Source organism: Sphingobacterium sp. JUb56 (assembly GCF_014191365.1).
GTDB lineage: Bacteria > Bacteroidota > Bacteroidia > Sphingobacteriales > Sphingobacteriaceae > Sphingobacterium > Sphingobacterium anhuiense.
Genome location: NZ_JACHWL010000001.1, coordinates 4,026,244 through 4,042,416, shown reverse-complemented (window position 1 = coordinate 4,042,416; position 16,173 = coordinate 4,026,244). Strand labels below are relative to the sequence as shown.

Below are 16,173 nucleotides of genomic sequence, written 5' to 3'. Positions count from 1 at the left end.
GTAAAAATGGTCTTTACTTTTGGTAAAGACCATTATGTTTTTGTATTTAAAAAATATTAATACTGTTTATTTTTAGCTTCGATACTTAACGTAGTGTGAGGAACAGCTTTCAATCTTTCCTTTTGGATCAATTTTCCCGTTTCTCTACAAATACCATAAGTTTTGTTCTCAATACGAACTAAAGCCGCATCTAAGTTGTCGATGAATTTTCGTTGGCGAGCAGCTAACTGATTCGTTTGTTCTTTTTCTAAAGTGGCAGAACCATCTTCCAAAGTTTTATAAGTACCAGCAGTATCATCCGTACCATTTGCATCACTATTATTTAGAGAGGCTGTTAAGGCAGCAAGTTCCTCTTTTGCAATTCTTAGTTTTTCTAAGATAATGCTTTTAAATTCTTGTAGCTCTGAATCGCTATAGCGTGTCTTTTCGTTATTAGTTGCCATAATTTAAATTTTTTCGATTAAAACATTCAATTCCTTTCCGTCAATATCAATGCTATCTCCGGTAGTTAGTGATTCTTCGAAACTCAATGAATCCGCTAGAATTTCGGTACAAATATAAGATAAATTTTCATTCGTTGCGCTCTCAATATCAGCATCTTTGCTAACTAAAACACGGATACGGTCAGTAACCTCAAAACCTTTGTCTTTCCTTAGGTTTTGGATACGGTTAACCAACTCTCTTGACAATCCTTCTTGTTTTAATTCCTCAGAAATATGGATATCCAGGGCTACGGTTAATTTAGCTAAATTAGCGACCTGCCAGCCAGCAACATCTTCTGCTATAATTTCTACATCGCTCAATTGAATTGTATAAGGTGTATCGGCTAATAAAATTTCACCATCGCTTTCCAATTTTGCAAGCTCTTCTGTAGAAAGTGCATTGATTTTTGCAGACACTAACTTCATGTCTTTACCAACTTTCGAGCCAAGAGCTTTAAAGTTCGGTTTAATTTTTTTCTTGATGATACCTGTCGTGTCCGTAATGAATTGAATATCTTTAATATTCGTTTCGGAAAGTATCAAATCTTTTACCTTTTCTACACGTTCTTGGAAGCTATTATCCAGTACCGGAAGTAAGATTTTGTTTAACGGTTGTCGTACATTGATGCCTACTTTTTTGCGCAGTGATAAGGTAAGGGATGAAATATCTTGAGCCAATGACATACGCTCCTCCAAATCCTTGTCGATCAATTTTTCCTGATAATTCGGGAAATTTGCTAAATGCACAGATTCAAAAGTTTCCCTACCCGTAGCGTTGTTCAAATCTAGATACAACTGGTCTGAAAAGAAAGGCGAGATAGGAGACATCAATTTCGCTATCGTATCCAAACAAGTAAATAAAGTTTGGTAAGCAGAGATCTTATCTTCAGAATATTCTCCCTTCCAGAAACGACGGCGGCAAAGACGAACGTACCAGTTACTTAAATGCTCGTCAACAAAATTTTGTATGGCACGAGCCGCTTTTGTGGGCTCGAAGTCCGCATAAAATTCATCGACTTCTTTAATTAAACTGTTCAATAGTGATATTACCCAACGGTCTATTTCAGGACGGTTTTCTAAAGCAATATCCGCTTCACTATAACTAAATTTATCAATGTTAGCGTACAGAGCAAAAAATGCATAAGTATTATATAAAGTTCCGAAAAACTTACGACGTACCTCATCCAGCCCCTCTTCATTGAACTTTAAATTATCCCATGGTGAAGCATTGCTGATCATGTACCAACGTGTTGCATCAGCACTATATTTATCTAACATGGTAAATGGATCAATCCCATTACCAAGGCGTTTAGACATTTTATTACCATTTTTATCTAAAACCAATCCATTCGAAATGACATTTTTGAATGCAACCGATTTTTGTAACATCGTTGAGATTGCATGAAGTGTGAAGAACCAGCCACGTGTCTGATCAACTCCCTCCGCAATGAAGTCTGCCGGAAATGCTTCTTTATAACCTTCTTTAAATGGAAGTGCTTCTCCTTTTGCAAGTTTTTCATAGTCTAGACCCCACTGTGCGTAAGGCATAGCACCAGAATCAAACCAAACATCGATTAAATCAGGTTCACGGAATAATTTTTGACCCGCATCCGATACAAATACAATATCGTCTACATAAGGACGATGCAGATCAAGTTTTTCAGTTCCGAATTTATCCAAATATGCTTTGTTAGTTTCTTTTTCTTTTTCAGATAATACATCAGAAACCAGAGATGCTTCCAATAAAGCCTTTAATTCAGGCATAGAACCAACGCAGATTTCTTCATTCTCATCTTCAGAGCGCCAGATAGGTAGGGGAGTCCCCCAGTAACGTGAGCGTGATAGATTCCAGTCAACTAGATTTTCCAACCAATTACCAAAGCGTCCAGTACCAGTCGCTTCAGGCTTCCAGTTAATGGTTTTATTTAGTGCAACTAAATCATTTTTAACAGCGGTCGATTTAACAAACCAGCTATCCAAAGGATAGTAGAGAACAGGTTTGTCTGTACGCCAGCAGTGTGGGTAAGTATGCTCGTATTTTTTAACATCAAAAGCTTTGTTGTCTTCTTTCAATTTTATGGCGATAAGCACATCCGTAGGTCGGAAATCTTTATCGGCACGTTCAGCATCCGAATAATATTCCTCTTTAACAAAACGACCTGCAAAGTCAGTGATTTCCTTAACAAATCGACCCGTACGATCCACAGTAGGTACCTCTTTGCCATTTTCATCTTTGATCAAGATTCCCGGTACACCTTGCTCTTTAGCTACTCTAAAGTCATCTGCGCCGTATGTTGGTGCAGCATGCACGATACCTGTACCATCTTCTGTGGTTACAAAATCTCCAGGGATTACACGGAAAGCTTTTTCCTGTAGTTCATCTGACGTGATATAAGGCATCAACTGCTCATAGCGTAAACCAACAAGCTCTTCGCCCGTAAAAGTTGCCGCGACTTCCCAAGGAATAACCTTATCACCTAAATTATAATCTTGAAACGATACGTCTTTTCCTTCAGTTTTGAAATGTTTAGGGATTAAATCTTTAGCCAATATAACCGAAACCGGTGTCCCTGTATATTGATTAAAAGTTTTAATTTTTACATAGTTTATTTTTTTACCAACGACCAGTGCCGTATTGGAAGGTAATGTCCAAGGCGTAGTTGTCCAAGCAATGAAAGCAACATCTTCAGAGTCATCTTCCACTAAAGTGGCAATTGCTGGATGCAATTGATTTTTGATTAATCTAAATTGTGCGACAATTGTCGTATCCTTTACATCTTTGTAAGTACCAGGTTGATTTAGTTCATGTGAGCTCAATCCTGTTCCTGCCGCAGGTGAATAAGGCTGTATGGTATACCCTTTGTATAAAAGACCCTTTTTATAAAATTCTTTTAAGATATGCCAAAGTGTTTCAATATATTCATTTTCATAGGTAATATAAGGGTTTTCAAGATCTACCCAATACCCCATTTTTATAGTTAAATCATTCCATACATCAGTGTATTTCATTACCTCTGTACGGCAGGCATCATTGTACTCTTCAACAGATATTTTCTTTCCAATATCTTCTTTAGTAATGCCAAGTTTTTTTTCAACAGCAAGTTCAATTGGAAGGCCGTGCGTATCCCATCCGCCCTTACGTTTTACTTGAAATCCTTTTAAAGTTTTATAACGACAGAAGATATCTTTGATTGCGCGCCCCATTACATGGTGAATACCAGGCATACCGTTGGCAGAAGGAGGACCTTCATAGAAGGTGTACGTTTTATTTCCTGGACGGTTTGTGATACTTTTTTCGAATATTTTTTCCTGTTCCCAACGGGTCAATATTTCTTTGCCTATTTCCGGCAAATTAAGCTGCTTATATTCTTTATACATCAGTGTCTCGTATTCTTTTTCTAAAGGTCGCTAATTTAATCAATTAAGCTGAAAGGTAAAAGCTAAAAAACAACCCTTTTAAGGTAAATACAACCTTTAACATCAGGTTGTATAGCATAATCAATCTAAAAAGTGATATTTAAACTTGAAGGAGTGATCATATCAATAGGATTCATAAATAAAAAAAGCCCAATATTCTCTGAATATTGGGCTTTGTCTGTATATTTTAATTCTTTATGCAGAGAAAGAACTTCCGCAACCACAAGTGCTGGAAGCATTTGGATTGTTGAAGGTAAAACCACGTGCATCTAAACCGTTTCTAAAATCAACTTCCATCCCAGCTAAATATAAACCATGTGCTTTGTTCATAAATACCCTAATTCCCGAAATACTGTATTCGCTATCACCTTCTTTTTTCTGGTCGAATCCTAAAATATAGCTCATCCCAGAACAACCGCCACCTTCAACACCAATACGTAATCCAAAATCATCTGAAATTTCTTGTTGATCCTTCAGTTTTTTTAGTTCCTTTATCGCTCCTTCAGTTAATGTCAAGGGAGCTTTTTCTGTTATAGTCTCTGTACTCATCGTGATAATATTTTAACCAACTTAAACAAAATTACATAATTTTAATAGAAAATAGGACTGCTTCTAATTTATGACATTGATTAAACACATTGATTGCCAATATCGGACATCGGTCGGTTCGTAACATGTTACAAAGTAATATGTATTAACATCAATTTGATCGTCATTGGATTTCTGATATTGATATTTATTTGTGGATGAGCAACTTTCTTTTATTGATTTTATGTGCATCATATGCAGGAAAGAATCAGGAGATATTTGAATTTTTCATTTTAATGAATTTTAATAAATAAGGGGTTTTTGTGAAATTTCGTAATAATAAAGCCTGTTTTTTGAGGCCTTTTTTAAGTATTATACTATATTTGTAGACTAAAATCATAATATTCATATTTTACACTAGATTAAAACAATGGAAAGAGATCAAGCCATTTTCAATTTGATAGCTGATGAGCTGAAACGCCAAGAGGAGGGTATCGAATTAATCGCATCAGAAAACTTCGTTTCAAAACAAGTTATGGAAGCTGCAGGTTCAGTTTTGACAAATAAATATGCTGAAGGCTTACCGGGAAAACGTTACTATGGAGGTTGTGAGGTAGTCGATGAAATTGAGACTATTGCCATCAACCGTGCAAAGCAATTATTCGGTGCAGAATGGGTAAACGTACAACCACATTCAGGAGCACAGGCCAACGCAGCAGTTTTTTTAGCAACAATTAAACCAGGTGATAAAATTCTAGGTCTTGATTTATCGCATGGTGGTCACTTAACACACGGTTCTCCAGCAAATCTTTCAGGTAAAATTTACCAACCTTTGTTTTATGGTGTAAAAGAAGATACAGGACTAATTGACTATGAGCAATTAGAAGAAACAGCACTTCGTGAAAAACCAAAAATGATTATTTGTGGTGCTTCTGCTTATTCTCGTGATTGGGATTATGCGCGTATCCGTAAAGTTGCTGATGAAATTGGAGCTTTGGTTTTAGCGGATATTTCTCACCCTGCAGGACTTATCGCAAGAGGATTGTTGAATGATCCACTTCCACATTGTCATATCGTAACAACTACTACCCATAAAACACTTCGTGGACCACGTGGCGGTATGATTATGGTAGGGAAAGATTTCGAAAACACTTGGGGTGCAAAAACACCAAAAGGAGAAACAAGAACTATTACACAGTTGTTAGATTTAGCAGTATTCCCAGGTACACAAGGTGGACCTTTGGAGCATACTATCGCTGCTAAAGCTATTGCTTACGGTGAAGCTCTTTCTGACGAATATATGGAGTATATTGTTCAAGTAAAGAAAAACGCAGCTGCTTTAGCACAGTTCTTCGTAGAAAGAGATTACAAAATTATTTCTGGCGGTACAGACAATCATTTAATGTTGGTTGACTTACGTAATAAAGATATTTCTGGTAAAGAAGCAGAGGCAGTTTTAGGAAAAGCGGGTATCACAACTAACAAAAATATGGTTCCTTTTGATTCTCGTTCTCCTTTTGTTACTTCAGGTGTTCGTTTTGGTACAGCAGCCATTACAACTCGCGGTATCAAGGAAACAGAGATTGTACAAATCGGTGAATTAATTGATGCAGCTATCGTAAATGCATCAAACGAATCAGAACTTGCTAAAATCCACGCTAAGGTAAAAGAGATGATGGCAGGTTTCCCTCTTTATAAATAAGCAGTACGTTAACATATCATAACATAATAAGTGCCCTTGATTTAAAATCAGGGCACTTTTTTTGTGCAAATGTTAAAAAGTCTTAAATTCCATTGTAATAATTTGATTACTCGATAATTTTCTCTTGTTTTGAGTATACGAAAATTGATCACTATATAAACGAAATACTATACGACAGACATCTACTTTTTAAACAGGTTGTAATTAAAATTAATTTGGTAACTGCTAAAAATAGGTGAAGTATGAGTATTTTAAATAAAAAGACGGATCAAGAATTAATCCATATATATTTAGATGGTAAAGAAACAGCGTTAGCAGCTTTGTTAGAACGTTATAAATCAAAAATATACACATCCATTTATATGAAAGTAAAAGATGAATATCTTGCAGAAGATATTTTTCAGGAAACTTTTATAAAAGTAATCAATACATTAAAAGGAGGGAAATATAATGACGAGGGTAAATTCTTGCCTTGGGTTATGCGCATTGCCCATAATATGATTATCGATCATTTTAGAAAAGAGAAAAGAGCTCCGAGTATTGTCAATACAGAAGGTTTTGATATTTTCGATGTATTGGATTTCAGTGATGAAAATGTGGAATCAAAAATGTTAAGAGAACAACGTGATATCGATTTGAAGAAAATGATTCAAAAACTTCCTGATGATCAAAAAGAGGTATTGATTATGAGACATTTTTGCGATATGAGCTTTAAAGATATAGCTGATATCACTGAAGTGAGTATCAATACTGCATTGGGACGTATGCGGTATGCATTAGCCAACCTTCGTAAGATGATCGAAGGCCAAAGTCTGATGTTGCAGATCGGTTAGTATCACACAATATACTACTATTTAAAAGGGATGAACCGATCAGGGCATCCCTTTTGTTTTTTGACTTTCTATGTAATAATGTCATATTTTTGTTTCACTTATTGTTCTTTTATGTATTAATGAATGATTTTAGTACATTAGTATGTGAAATTTTGTCTGTTATGACAAGGTGGAATGTATTTTGATAAGTAACTACTAAAACAAAGAAAATATTATGTATTGGATTTTATTTATAGGGATCATGGTTATAAGCCTGATCGTTCAAACCCGATTTAAAAATAAGTTTAAAAAATATTCTGAAATTCCTTTAACGAGTGGATTGACAGGGGCAGAGATTGCACAAAAAATGCTTCATGATAATGGTATTTATGATGTGAAGGTCGTTTCGATCCCTGATCGTTTAGGTGACCACTATAATCCAGCAGATAAAACAGTAAATCTAAGCCCTGAAGTTTACAGTGGAAGAAGTATTGCTGCAGCGGCAGTTTCTGCTCACGAATGTGGTCATGCTGTGCAACATGCTACGGCATATAAATGGTTAGGATTTAGATCTGCCATGGTACCCATGGTGAGCTTCGCTTCAAAATTGACATCTTGGGTTTTGATGTTGGGTGTTATATTAATGGCCTTTTCACAGAACTACATTGTTCTAGCAATAGGAGTTGCGGCATTAGCGATTACAACAATTTTTAGTTTCGTGACGCTTCCAGTAGAATTTGATGCCTCAAATCGTGCGAAAGCCTGGTTAAGCAATAATGGTGTAACTTACAGCTCGACAGAAGATGAAGGTGTAAAAGATGCATTAAAATGGGCTGCAATGACATATGTAGTAGCAGCATTAAGTGCTTTGGTTACCCTATTATATTATGCTTCCCTATTATTCGGAAGAAGAGATTAAGGGCTTTACGGATACTTAAAAGCACAAAAAAGCGAATGTTTTTATAAATATTCGCTTTTTTTATGTATTAATCCTTGGAATTGAATTCTATATGCTTCAGCTTCCGACTATTTTTTTAACTTTGCTTTTTATAATAGCATAGACTTACAATTATCATGTTTCAGAACTTACAGGATAAATTAGATAGAGCCTTTAAGGTTTTAAAAGGCCAAGGCAGTATTACCGAGATCAACGTTGCAGAAACGATGAAAGAAATTCGTAAGGCATTATTAGATGCCGATGTGAATTATAAAACTGCAAAGACATTTACAGATGATGTTAAACAAAAAGCGTTAGGTGAAAATGTATTAACAAGTATCTCACCCGGCCAATTGTTGACCAAAATCATGAATGATGAGTTGACAGCGTTAATGGGAGGCTCTGTTACTGAATTAGAAGCTTCTAAAAATCCGACTGTTATATTAATCGCCGGATTAAATGGTGCTGGTAAAACAACATTCTCAGGGAAATTAGCTTTATACTTAAAAGATAAAAAAGGTAAAAAGCCTTTATTAGTAGCTGGTGATGTGTATCGTCCTGCGGCAATTGACCAATTGGAAGTATTGGCAGGACAGGTAGGTGTTCCGGTTTATGTAGACCGTAATTCTACAGATCCAATCGCTATAGCAAAAGCAGGGGTAGAGGAGGCAAAAAGAAGTGGACATAATGTAGTGATCATTGATACTGCAGGTCGTTTGGCTATTGATGAGCCTTTAATGGTGGAGATTACTGCTGTAAAAGAAGCTACTCAACCGCATGAAATTCTCTTTGTTGTGGATTCGATGACTGGTCAAGATGCTGTGAATACAGCTAAAACATTCAATGACCGTTTGGACTTTACAGGTGTCGTTTTAACAAAACTAGATGGGGATACTCGTGGTGGTGCCGCATTATCAATTAAATCTGTTGTAAACAAACCAATCAAATTTATCGGTACAGGCGAGAAGATGGATGCATTAGATGTGTTTTATCCGGATCGTATGGCTTCCCGTATTTTGGGTATGGGTGACGTTGTCTCTTTAGTAGAAAGAGCACAACAACAATTTGATGAAAAAGAAGCCGCAGAGCTTCAAAAGAAAATTCGCAAAAATAAATTTGACTTCAACGATTTTAAATCGCAGATTCAGCAAATCAAAAAAATGGGTAACATGAAAGATTTGATGGGTATGATTCCTGGAGTCGGTAAAGCGATGAAAGATATTGAAGTAGATGATAATGCATTCAAGCCAATTGAAGCAATTATTGATTCAATGACTCCATTTGAAAGAGAAAATCCAGATGCGATCGATCAAAAAAGACGTTCTCGTATTGCCAAAGGTTCAGGTACTGATATCAATGAAGTGAATAAGTTAATGAAGCAGTTTGGCGATATGCGAAAAGTAATGAAGCAGATGTCAAACCCGGCAATGGCAGCGAAATTAATGAAAAGCATGCCTAAAATGCCAGGGAAATAAGATAGAAATTATTTTTTATATCCTTTAATACCCTAAAAATGCATAATTTTTAGGGTATTTTTTTAGAGATATAAAAAATGCCAGTTCGATTGTAAATGGGGCGTTGTAGCTGGCCCATTGTCATAGAGTTATCAAAGATGAAATAAATGAGCTATAAGGGCATGGATTCTCTGATATCTTTTGACAATTCGTATTTATTTTTTTGTATTTTAGACTTAGTTCTGATTGTAATAGAATTATTTTTTAACTTTGTAAAACAATGGATGACCCCGGGCAATTATCGGAATACGGAAAGATACTTATCATAATTTTGGTAGGCATATTTTTAGTTGCGATAACCATTATGGCAGGAAGAATGCTTTCTGTAAATAAACCTACTCCTCAAAAATTAAGTACTTATGAATGTGGTGAAGACGCAGTAGGCTCTTCGTGGGTTCAATTTAACCCAAGATTTTATGTTATTGCACTTATATTTTTACTTTTTGATGTAGAGCTCATTTTCATATTTCCTTGGGCTACTGTATTTGGACAGGCCGAATACATTGCCGCCGATGGAAGATGGGGGTGGTTTACTCTGATTGAAATGGCATTGTTTGTAGGTATACTTATTATAGGGTTGATTTTTGTGTGGGTAAAGGGCGATCTCGAATGGGTAAAGCCGATACATCAACTACCAAAGGTCAATGTCAGTATTCCAAGTACTGCTTATGATGGTCTTAATCAAGCAACTTATCCCTTAAGGGCTTATACAGCGCAGTTAGACGATAAAGCAACTGCAGAAAAAGCTAATGAAGAAATGCCTGTAGCCCCAAAAATAGCTTTTAAACCCAGATTCAAAAAACCAGGAGCAACATCATGAGTTTAGAAAGTCAAATACAGAATAATGGTGTTATTGTAGCCAAATTGGACGATCTCCTGAATTGGGCAAGACTATCATCGATGTGGCCGATTAGTTTTGGTATAGCCTGCTGTGCCATCGAGATGATGGGAGCCATGGCTGCTAATTATGATCTCGATCGATTAGGGGTTTTTCCTCGCCCTTCACCTAGACAGTCGGATGTGATGATTATAGCAGGGACGGTAACCTTTAAAATGGCCGATCGTATTCGGAAGCTATATGAACAGATGCCAGAACCAAAATATGTGATTTCGATGGGATCATGTTCAAATTGTGGAGGGCCATATTGGCAACATGGATATCATGTTGTAAAGGGAGTTGATCGCGTTATACCGGTGGATGTATATGTGCAAGGCTGTCCTCCGAGACCAGAAGCATTGATTGGTGCATTTTTAGAACTACAAAAGAAAATTGAAAAAGAAAGTTTATTGGGAGAACAGTTGTTTAACCAAAAAGCTTAATAGAATAGAAATAGAAAAATAGACATGGGAAAAGATTTTTATGGTGATTTGCAATTAGGTGTTCTTGGCGGTGGTCAATTGGGCCGTATGTTGATTCAAGAGGCCATTAATTATAACGTTAATGTTCACATTCTTGATCCAGATAAGAATGCTCCTTGCCGTAAATTATGCAATCGTTTTGAATGTGGCTCTCTGAGCGATTTTGAAACTGTATACAATTTTGGAAAAGATCTTGATATGATTACCATTGAGATCGAAAAGGTAAATGTGGATGCCTTAGAAAAATTGGAAGAAGAAGGTGTACTTGTCTATCCACAATCGCGTATCATTCGTCTTATACAAGATAAAGGATTGCAAAAGCAGTTTTTTAAACAAAATGATATTCCAACTTCTGCATTTCAGCTGATCTCTACCAAAGAGAATCTTAAAAATACAAATTTGACTATTCCTTATATTCAAAAACTGCGTAAAGATGGTTATGATGGTAAGGGAGTGAAGAAGATAAACACAGTTGATGATTTAGAAACTGCTTTTGATGAACCCTCTTTAATTGAAGAATGGGTTGATTTCGAAAAAGAAATAGCTGTTATAGTCGCACGAAATGATGATGGTGATGTTGCAACTTTTCCAATGGTAGAAATGGAGTTTAATCCTGAAGCGAACCTGGTGGAGTTTTTAATAGCACCTTCAACATATGGTTTCGATATTCAGCAACGAGCAGAAGAATTAGCCAAGAAGATTGCCAATGATTTACAGATTGTCGGACTTCTAGCTGTTGAGATGTTCTTAACAAAAGACGGTGAGATATTAGTCAATGAACTTGCGCCACGTACACATAACAGTGGTCATCAAACAATAGAAGGGAACTATGTTTCTCAATTTGCACAACATTTGAGAGCGATCTTTAATTTGCCATTAGGCGATACACGTTGTCGAACTAATGCAGTGATGATAAATCTTCTTGGTGAAGAAGGTTATGAAGGATTAGCAAAATACGAGGGTGTAGAAGAGATTCTGGCTATGGAAGGTGTATATGTACACTTGTATGGCAAAAAATTCACTAAACCTTTCCGTAAGATGGGACACGTGTGTATTATCAATGACGACCGTGAATTAGCCATCAGTAATGCTAGAAAAGTACAAGAAATTTTAAAAGTAAAAGCTTAAAAATATATGTCAACATTGAACCAGGTTTTAGTTGGAATTATTATGGGAAGTAAATCAGACTTACCTGTAATGCAAGATGCAGTAGATGTATTAAAAACATTGGGAGTTCCTTTCGAAGTAACGATTGTTTCCGCACATCGTACGCCGCAGCGAATGTTTGATTATGCGCAAGATGCGGCGAAAAGAGGTTTGAAAGTTATTATTGCTGGTGCAGGTGGAGCAGCACATTTACCAGGTATGGTAGCATCAATTACGCATTTGCCTGTTATCGGCGTTCCGGTAAAGTCATCTAATTCAATTGATGGATGGGATTCTGTATTATCGATCTTACAGATGCCAAATGGTATTCCTGTAGCGACAGTGGCATTGAATGCAGCGAAAAATGCAGGTATCCTTGCAGCACAGATAATAGGAACACAAGATAAAGAAATCGAAAAAAATATCATCGCTTTTAAAGCTGAATTAGCCGCAAAAGTGATTGAAACAGCTGAAGAAGTCGAAAAAATGACTTTTTAAGTGTGAATATAATTATAAAAATAAAGGGGGCTTAAGCCCCCTTTATTTTTATAATTATATTTTAGCTAAATGCTGTTCTACGTAATCGTAGCTTTTCTTTAAGCTCTCAAATTTATTAGGTAGATAGATATCATCTTGTTCAACAAAAGCATATTTTAAACCAGCTTTTGCTTTTGCCTGTGCGATAGCAATAAAATCAATATGGCCAGTTCCAACTTCTGTATATTTTACCTCTTTTGAAATTGCGCCAAAGTCTAATTTGTCAAATTCAGGTCCAACAATAGTTTTTGTAAATGCTTTATCCATATCCTTGATATGCCATAATTTGAATCGGTTCGGAAATTTTTCAAATAAACTGACCGGATTAATTCCTGCCTTTTCTGCCCAGTATAAATCAAGTTCAAAATCAACAAGGTCGGGCTCTGTAAAAGCCAACAATACTTCTTCCCCTTTGGTGCCATTTCCTAAATCTCTAAATTCCCAGAAATGATTATGGAAAGCAACCTTTAAACCATGTTTCTTAGCCGCTTCACCCGCTTTATTTAGCTGTTCAGCTATGTAAAGAAAATCATCCTTCTTTAAGGCAGAAATATCAAACATTGGAGAGACAGGAGCGATAACATATTCTTGTCCTAACTCTTTTGCCGCATCAAAATAGATATTTAGATCCTCTTTATCTTGATGGTTTCGGCTGAAGTATTTTGACATATCGTAATGACCGCTATGCGATTTTAGGCCGTTATCGTCTAATACTTTTTTTAAACTTTTATAATCTAAACCCCAAAAACTTTTTGCTACAGTATCTATTCCATATGTTTCAACATGCTTATAACCTATTTTAGAAACCTGCTGTAAAGAATCGGTCGGGTTTGCAGTCATCAGATCTCGAATCGAATATAGTTGTACACCTATATTAGCAAAAGGTGAATCAATACCTGGTTTCTTACTTTCACAAGAAAGGAGCTGTGGTAGGAAATATGCTGCAGAAAGTCCAAGACCAGCTTTTTTGATAAATTGACGGCGTGAATTATTCATACTGTTTAATTTGTTTGTAGTTTAGTTTAAGGATTAAGTTACAACTAATTTTAAAGAAAACCATTATTATAAAATAAAAAATGGGGATGTATAGCATACATCCCCATTTTAATATTCTCAGAAAAGAAAATTATACCGTCATGATATCTTTTTCTTTTAATTCTGCTAATTTATCAACTTTTGCAATATATAAATCAGTCAATTTCTGAACTTCAGCTTCACCAACTTTTATTTCGTCTTCAGAAGCACCGTCATTTTTCAATTTTTTCAAAGACTCATTTGTTTCTTTGCGGATATTACGAACAACAACACGACCTTTTTCAGTTTCTTCTTTTGCCTTTCTTACTAAATCACGTCTTCTTTCTTCTGTTAAAGCAGGAATTACCAAACGGATCACAATACCATCATTTTGTGGGTTAACACCTAAGTTAGCATCTGTGATAGCTTTTTCAATAGCATTGATCAATTGTTTTTCCCATGGTTGGATAACAATAGTACGTGCGTCAGTTGTATTAATATTACTAACTTGAGCCAACGGAGTTGGAGATCCATAATAATCAACCGAAATGCCATCTAACATAGATGGTGAAGCTTTTCCGGCACGAATTTTTGTTAATTCTGATTCTGTAAAAGAAACAGCTTTGGACATATTCTCCTTACAATCGTCCAATTCAAGTGAAATCAATTCATTCATATCTTAATATCGTTTTTTTCTTTTTTATGATTAGCGTACGATAGTACCTACAGGTTCTCCGTTTGCTAATTTAGACAAGTTACCAGGCTTGTTCATATCGAACACAATAATTGGTAAGTTGTTTTCTTGACACAGTGTAAATGCTGTCATATCCATTACATTCAAACCTCTTTGATACACTTCTGTGAATGAAATTTCATCAAAACGTGTAGCTGAAGGATCTTTTTCAGGATCTGCAGTATAAATACCATCAACACGAGTACCTTTTAAAACTGCATCTGCATTAATTTCAATCGCACGAAGTGAAGCTGCGGTGTCTGTCGTAAAATATGGGTTACCCGTTCCGGCTCCAAAGATAACAATACGACCCTTTTCAAGGTGACGCACAGCTCTTCTGCGAATAAAAGGCTCACAGATCTGCTCCATCTTAATAGCTGTCAACAAACGGGTTTTCAAACCTACTTTTTCAAGACCATCTTGCAACGCCATACTATTGATAACCGTTGCTAACATGCCCATATAATCCGCTTGTACACGGTCCATACCAGACTGTTCTGCACTTAAACCTCTATAGATATTACCTCCACCAATAACAATAGCAATTTCTAAGCCTTGAGTATGTAACTCTTTAATGTCTTTTGCATATTGTGCAACTCTCTTGATGTCAATGCCATAGCTTTGATCTCCCATTAAGGATTCGCCGCTAAGTTTTAATAGGATACGTTTGTATTTCATAATTGTTTTTTTGGAAATTCTCCAAAGGCCAAAGATAAAATTTTTTTTTCATCCGATAAGGACGAATGTCATATTTATTAGGAATTTTTAACTTTTTCTATCACCTGCCTATAATATTCTTCGTATTGGGGCATAATATTACTAAGTTGGAATGTTTTAGCTCGCTCTAATGCAGCATCTTTAAACTTTTCTAGGCGATCATTATCCTCTAAAATATAGATTGCATTTTTCGCCATTTCATCAACATCTCCAATATCACTTAAGAATCCTGTTTCTCCATTAACATTCAGTTCTGGTAAACCTCCCGTATTGGTTGAAATAACAGGAACTTTACAGGCCATTGCTTCCAAAGCGGCTAGACCAAAACTTTCAGAACTCGATGGCATTAAGAAAAGATCGGATACGGATAGAATTTCTTCAACAGCATCTTGTTTACCCAGAAAGCGAACATCTTGACATACACCAAGATCACGACATAGTTCTTCAGCATTCGTCCGTTCTGGTCCATCACCAACCATTAATAGTTTACTGGGGATATGTTCATTTACTTTTTGAAATATGCGAATCACATCTCCGGTATTTTTAACTTTTCGAAAGTTGGAGGTATGAATCAAAATGCGTTCATTTCCAGGAGCAATAGCTCGTTTAAAATGAGAACGGTCTTTTATACTAAAGCGTTCCAGATCAATGAAATTAGGAATAACTTGAATGTCTCGCTTAATATCAAAATAAGTAAGCGTTTGATCCTTTAAACTCTGTGATACGGTTGTTACACCATCAGACTGATTAATTGAAAAAGTAACGACAGGGCTAAAGCTTTTATCTTTACCAACTAAAGTAATATCAGTGCCATGTAATGTCGTTACAACAGGAATATTAATGCCGTAAGTTAATAAGATTTGTTTAGCCATAAAAGCAGCTGAAGCATGTGGAATGGCGTAGTGAACGTGGATGACGTCTAGTTTTTCAAAACGAACAACATCAACAAGTTTACTTGCTAAGGCAGATTCGTATGGCAAGAAATCAAAAAGAGGATATTGTGAAACAGCAACTTCGTGATAAAATAGATTTTCCGAAAAAAAATCCAAGCGGGCAGGTTGCCGGTAAGTGATGAAGTGAACCTGATGTCCATGCGTAGCTAAAGCCTTTCCAAGTTCTGTTGCTACGACGCCACTACCGCCGAATGTTGGATAACATACAATCCCTATTTTCATAATGCTTATTTATTTACTGCAAATTAAAGATTAATTTGTAAAACAGCCAATCACACGAATGCAATAATTTGTGAAGGACTATTTTCAGGTATTATGAATC

The 16,173-nt window shown here is 36.0% G+C and carries 15 protein-coding genes; 8 read left to right on the top strand and 7 right to left on the bottom strand.

All coding sequences use genetic code 11. The features are described from left to right. Positions 1–56: 56 nt before the first annotated feature. The 3 genes from FHR29_RS17155 to FHR29_RS17145 all read right to left on the bottom strand — a co-directional run bounded on the left by FHR29_RS17155 (position 57) and on the right by FHR29_RS17145 (position 4,448). Positions 57–443, bottom strand: coding sequence for a TraR/DksA C4-type zinc finger protein (locus tag FHR29_RS17155; RefSeq protein ID WP_021188833.1), 387 nt, complete (start codon positions 441–443; stop codon positions 57–59). A gap of 3 nt (positions 444–446) precedes the next feature. Beyond that, the gene (gene ileS / locus FHR29_RS17150) at positions 447–3,860 is read right to left on the bottom strand and encodes an isoleucine--tRNA ligase (RefSeq protein WP_183915965.1); all 3,414 of its coding nucleotides are present in this window, start codon (positions 3,858–3,860) and stop codon (positions 447–449) included. Positions 3,861–4,094: 234 nt separating this feature from the next. Next, complete coding sequence (locus FHR29_RS17145; protein ID WP_021188834.1) at positions 4,095–4,448, bottom strand: iron-sulfur cluster assembly accessory protein; 354 nt, start codon at positions 4,446–4,448, stop codon at positions 4,095–4,097. 409 nt (positions 4,449–4,857) lie between these two features. Here FHR29_RS17145 and glyA point away from each other — a divergent pair, with 409 nt between their 5' ends. From glyA to purE, 8 genes are all read left to right on the top strand, one after another. After that, entirely contained in the window at positions 4,858–6,129 is a 1,272-nt protein-coding gene (glyA, locus tag FHR29_RS17140; RefSeq protein ID WP_132773414.1) for a serine hydroxymethyltransferase, read from the top strand. Between the two features lie 242 nt (positions 6,130–6,371). After that, complete coding sequence (locus FHR29_RS17135) at positions 6,372–6,962, top strand: RNA polymerase sigma factor (protein ID WP_132773416.1); 591 nt, start codon at positions 6,372–6,374, stop codon at positions 6,960–6,962. Between the two features lie 214 nt (positions 6,963–7,176). Continuing rightward, positions 7,177–7,860 (top strand): zinc metallopeptidase, encoded by a 684-nt coding sequence (locus FHR29_RS17130; RefSeq protein ID WP_132773418.1) that lies wholly within the window; start codon positions 7,177–7,179, stop codon positions 7,858–7,860. Between the two features lie 155 nt (positions 7,861–8,015). Further along, a complete protein-coding gene (gene ffh, locus FHR29_RS17125; protein ID WP_132773420.1) occupies positions 8,016–9,353 on the top strand; it encodes a signal recognition particle protein in 1,338 nt (445 codons plus the stop codon). A gap of 259 nt (positions 9,354–9,612) precedes the next feature. Next, positions 9,613–10,212: an NADH-quinone oxidoreductase subunit A gene (locus tag FHR29_RS17120; protein WP_183915963.1), complete on the top strand. Its 600-nt coding sequence runs from the start codon at positions 9,613–9,615 to the stop codon at positions 10,210–10,212. Further along, a complete protein-coding gene (locus FHR29_RS17115) occupies positions 10,209–10,712 on the top strand; it encodes an NADH-quinone oxidoreductase subunit B (protein WP_021188837.1) in 504 nt (167 codons plus the stop codon). The genes FHR29_RS17120 and FHR29_RS17115 overlap by 4 nt, the downstream gene beginning before the upstream one ends. 24 nt (positions 10,713–10,736) lie before the next feature. Then, on the top strand, positions 10,737–11,879 hold the full coding sequence (locus FHR29_RS17110) for a 5-(carboxyamino)imidazole ribonucleotide synthase (protein ID WP_132843726.1): 1,143 nt from the start codon (positions 10,737–10,739) through the stop codon (positions 11,877–11,879). Between the two features lie 6 nt (positions 11,880–11,885). Continuing rightward, positions 11,886–12,395: a 5-(carboxyamino)imidazole ribonucleotide mutase gene (purE, locus tag FHR29_RS17105; RefSeq protein WP_021188838.1), complete on the top strand. Its 510-nt coding sequence runs from the start codon at positions 11,886–11,888 to the stop codon at positions 12,393–12,395. A gap of 54 nt (positions 12,396–12,449) precedes the next feature. Here the strand turns inward: purE and FHR29_RS17100 are convergent, their stop codons facing one another. The 4 genes from FHR29_RS17100 to bshA form a co-directional block, all read right to left on the bottom strand. Beyond that, on the bottom strand, positions 12,450–13,430 hold the full coding sequence (locus FHR29_RS17100; RefSeq protein ID WP_132773427.1) for a sugar phosphate isomerase/epimerase: 981 nt from the start codon (positions 13,428–13,430) through the stop codon (positions 12,450–12,452). A gap of 130 nt (positions 13,431–13,560) precedes the next feature. Next, positions 13,561–14,124, bottom strand: a complete 564-nt coding sequence (frr, locus tag FHR29_RS17095) for a ribosome recycling factor (RefSeq protein ID WP_132773429.1) — start codon at positions 14,122–14,124, stop codon at positions 13,561–13,563. Between the two features lie 30 nt (positions 14,125–14,154). Then, positions 14,155–14,859, bottom strand: coding sequence for a UMP kinase (pyrH, locus tag FHR29_RS17090; RefSeq protein WP_021189335.1), 705 nt, complete (start codon positions 14,857–14,859; stop codon positions 14,155–14,157). 77 nt (positions 14,860–14,936) lie between these two features. Next, positions 14,937–16,073, bottom strand: a complete 1,137-nt coding sequence (bshA, locus tag FHR29_RS17085; protein ID WP_021189334.1) for an N-acetyl-alpha-D-glucosaminyl L-malate synthase BshA — start codon at positions 16,071–16,073, stop codon at positions 14,937–14,939. Between the last annotated feature and the right edge of the window lie 100 nt (positions 16,074–16,173).